Below are 3,362 nucleotides of genomic sequence, written 5' to 3'. Positions count from 1 at the left end.
ACAGAGGCTGCAGGGCCGCCTCGAAACCCTCCACGGGCTCGGCGATCGGCAGGATGTCGTAGCGGACGCCCAGCGCCTTGGCGCAGTCCTCCGCGTCCTTCAGCGACTCGCCCGAGGTGTAGCGGTAGGGCAGCATCACGCAATGCACCCGCTCGGGCCCGAGCGCATCCACCGCCATGGCGGCGCAGATGGCGGAATCGATGCCGCCCGAGAGACCGAGCACCACGCCGGGAAAGCGGTTCTTCTCCACGTAATCGCGAAGGCCCAGAACACAGGCGGCATAATCCGCCTCCCTGCCCTCCTCGATGGTGGCGATGGGCGCGTCCCGGCAGACCCACCCGTCCTCGCCCTTCTCCCAGGCGGTGAGGACGATGCATTCCTCGAACGCGGGCAGCTGGCCGGCGAGCGAGCAATCCGCGTTGAGGATGAAGGACGCGCCGTCGAAGACGAGTTCGTCCTGGCCGCCGACCTGGTTGAGATAGACGAGCGGCAGCCCGCTCTCCGTCACGCGGGCGGTGGCGATGCTGAAGCGTTCATCCGTCTTGCCGCGATGATAGGGCGAGCCGTTCGGCACCAGGAGAAGCTCGGCTCCCGTCTCGGCGAGGCACTCGACCACGTCGCCGGTCCAGATATCCTCGCAGACCGGCACGCCGATCCGGATGCCGCGGAAATTGACCGGGCCCGGCAGCGGGCCGGGATCGAAGTTCCGCTTCTCGTCGAACACGTCGTAGTTCGGCAGGTCGACCTTGTAGCGCAGGGTGATCGCGCCGTTGTCGAGCAGCGCATAGGCGTTGTAGAGGGCATCGCCCTCCCGCCAGGGCAATCCGATGAGCATCCCGGGGCCGCCGTCGGCCGTCTCGCGGGCCAGGCGTTCCAGCGCGGCGCGGCAAACATCCTGGAAGGCGGGCTTGAGCACGAGGTCCTCGGCCGGATAGGCGGCGAGGAACTGCTCCGAGAACATCACCAGGTCGGCCCCGAGGCGGGCCGCCTCGGCACGGGCGCGGCGCGCCTTCTCCTCGTTGCCGGCCACGTCGCCGACGATGGGGTTGAGCTGCGCGAGAGCGATCTTGAGCGTGTTCTGAGCCATGATACCTGCAGATCTAGCGCGCCGCGGAGGGCACAACAACGCAAGCGTAAAGCTTTCCGGTGAACTCTTAAACGCGCGCGGAGCAGGGCTGATCCCGGGACTCTGCATAAGTTGCGCGAAGGCCGGATCCCCGTGATTCAACGATCCGTGCAAAGCTCAAGCTTTATGGGAACCCGCAACAGTTCAGTTCGTTATTTTCACACGAAACACTGGGAGACTGACATGTTGAAAGGCGGCCTGCTCTGGCTCATCGGCATTCCTCTGCCGATCATTCTTATCCTCTTCTTCATGGGCTGGCTTAGTTAAGCCCAAATACGAGTAGAGTTGCGTATGCGTAAAGAAAAAGGGGCGCTTTCGGCGCCCCTTTTTCTTAATCCGACCAATCCGTCATTCCGCCGCGAGGGCGGCCGGTTGTTCCCTTGACTGACGCTCGCGCTTGATGAGCTCCGAGGTCAGGAAGGCGATTTCCAGCGCCTGCTCGGCGTTGAGCCGCGGATCGCAGTAGGTGTGGTAGCGGTCGCGCAGATCCGCATCGGTGAGCGCCCGGGCGCCGCCCGTGCATTCCGTCACGTTCTTGCCGGTCATTTCCAGGTGGATGCCGCCCGCATGCGTGCCTTCCGCCTGATGGATCGCGAAGAAGTCCCGCACCTCGCCCATGACCTTCTCGAACGGCCGGGTCTTGTAGCCCGAGGCCGCCTTGATGGTGTTGCCGTGCATCGGATCGCAGGACCACACCACCGTGCGCCCTTCCCGCTGCACCGCGCGGATCAGGCCCGGCAGGTGATCGCCCACCTTGTCGGCGCCGAAGCGGCAGATCAGGGTGAGGCGGCCGGCCTCGTCCTCGGGGTTGAGGGTGTCGATGAGCTTGAGCAGCCCGTCGGCCGAGAGCGACGGACCGCACTTGAGGCCGATCGGGTTCTTGATGCCGCGCATGTATTCCACGTGGGCATGGTCGATCTGGCGGGTGCGGTCGCCGATCCAGAGCATGTGGCCGGAGGTGGCGTACCAGTCGCCGGTCGTGGAATCGACGCGGGTCATGGCTTCCTCGTAGCCGAGGAGAAGGGCCTCGTGGCTGGTGTAGAAATCCGTCGAGCGCATCTCGGGATGGGTCTCCGGGTCGATCCCGATGGCCCGCATGAAGTTCAGGCTCTCGGTGATGCGCTCGGCGAGCTCGCTGTAGCGGGAGGATTGCGGCGAATCCTTCACGAAGCCGAGCATCCAGCGATGGGCGTTCTCGAGATTGGCGTAGCCGCCGGTGGCGAAGGCGCGGATCAGGTTCAGCGTCGCGGCGGACTGGCGGTACGCCATGAGCTGGCGGCGCGGATCGGGCGTGCGGGCCTCCGGCGTGAAGGCGATGTCGCTGATGATGTCGCCCCGGTAGCTCGGCAGCTCGACGCCGTCGATGGTCTCCGTCGGGGCCGAGCGCGGCTTGGCGAACTGGCCGGCCGCCCGGCCGACCTTCACCACCGGCGAGCCGCCCGCATAGGTGAGCACCACGGCCATCTGGAGGAACAGGCGGAAGAAATCACGGATGTTGTCCGCCGAATGCTCGGCGAAGCTCTCGGCGCAGTCGCCGCCCTGGAGCAGGAAGGCCTCGCCCTTGGCGACCTTGCCCAGCGTCCGCTTCAGCTTGCGGGCCTCGCCCGCAAAGACCAGCGGGGGAAAGCCGGCGAGCTGCTGCTCGACGCTCTCAAGCGCCTCAAGGTCCGGATAGGCCGGAACCTGCTGGATCGGCTTGTTTCTCCAGCTGTCGGGCGTCCACCGCTCGGTCATGACACTTACCCCCGTGTCCTTTCTCGAAATTCATCGTCGTTCACCGCAACAAGCGGCACGAAACGGCACCTATACACGACATATTCAAAAAGGCGAGTGCGCTAGTTAACAGACGCGCGGCGGAGGACTGCGTGTCGCGGCTTCTCGGATTGGGCCTGGAATGCTGCGGAATGTCGGAATGCGCCGCTCGCCCGGCGTGGCGCCGACGGCTCCGACGCCGGGACATCCAGAGAGCCCCGAAGCCCATCGCCACGGCGATGACCGGAACGCCGAAATCGGCATAGGCTTCCAGGAGTGTCATGGCTTCAGGCCTCTCAGGCTCGCCTTCGTGTCGCTTATCCCACGGCCACCGGCTTCTTGACCACCACGGGCGTACGCATGGTGACCAGCTCCTCCGCTGCCGTTGGGTGAACCGCGACGGTGCGGTCGAAATCGGCCTTGGTGGCCCCCATGGTGACGGCGATGCCGGCGAGCTGGATCATCTCGCCCGCGTCGTGACCCA

General features: G+C 65.6%; 2 protein-coding genes and 1 pseudogene. All 3 read right to left on the bottom strand.

Annotated features, from left to right (window positions below; genetic code table 11):
• Positions 1 to 1,087: nitrilase-related carbon-nitrogen hydrolase (locus tag RIN79_RS21385; protein ID WP_309086727.1), on the bottom strand; the 1,087-nt coding region annotated here is incomplete at its 3' end.
• A gap of 387 nt (positions 1,088 to 1,474) precedes the next feature.
• A complete protein-coding gene (locus RIN79_RS21380) occupies positions 1,475 to 2,860 on the bottom strand; it encodes a class II 3-deoxy-7-phosphoheptulonate synthase (RefSeq protein ID WP_309086726.1) in 1,386 nt (461 codons plus the stop codon).
• 335 nt (positions 2,861 to 3,195) lie between these two features.
• Positions 3,196 to 3,362 (bottom strand): annotated as a pseudogene (locus tag RIN79_RS21375) (glutathione-disulfide reductase); the annotation flags it as partial.

It is taken from the genome of Chelativorans sp., from assembly GCF_031180965.1.
Classification (GTDB): Bacteria; Pseudomonadota; Alphaproteobacteria; order Rhizobiales; family Rhizobiaceae; genus Chelativorans.
The sequence above is the reverse complement of the archived record's forward strand: the minus strand, read 5'-3'. Positions and strand labels throughout refer to the sequence as shown.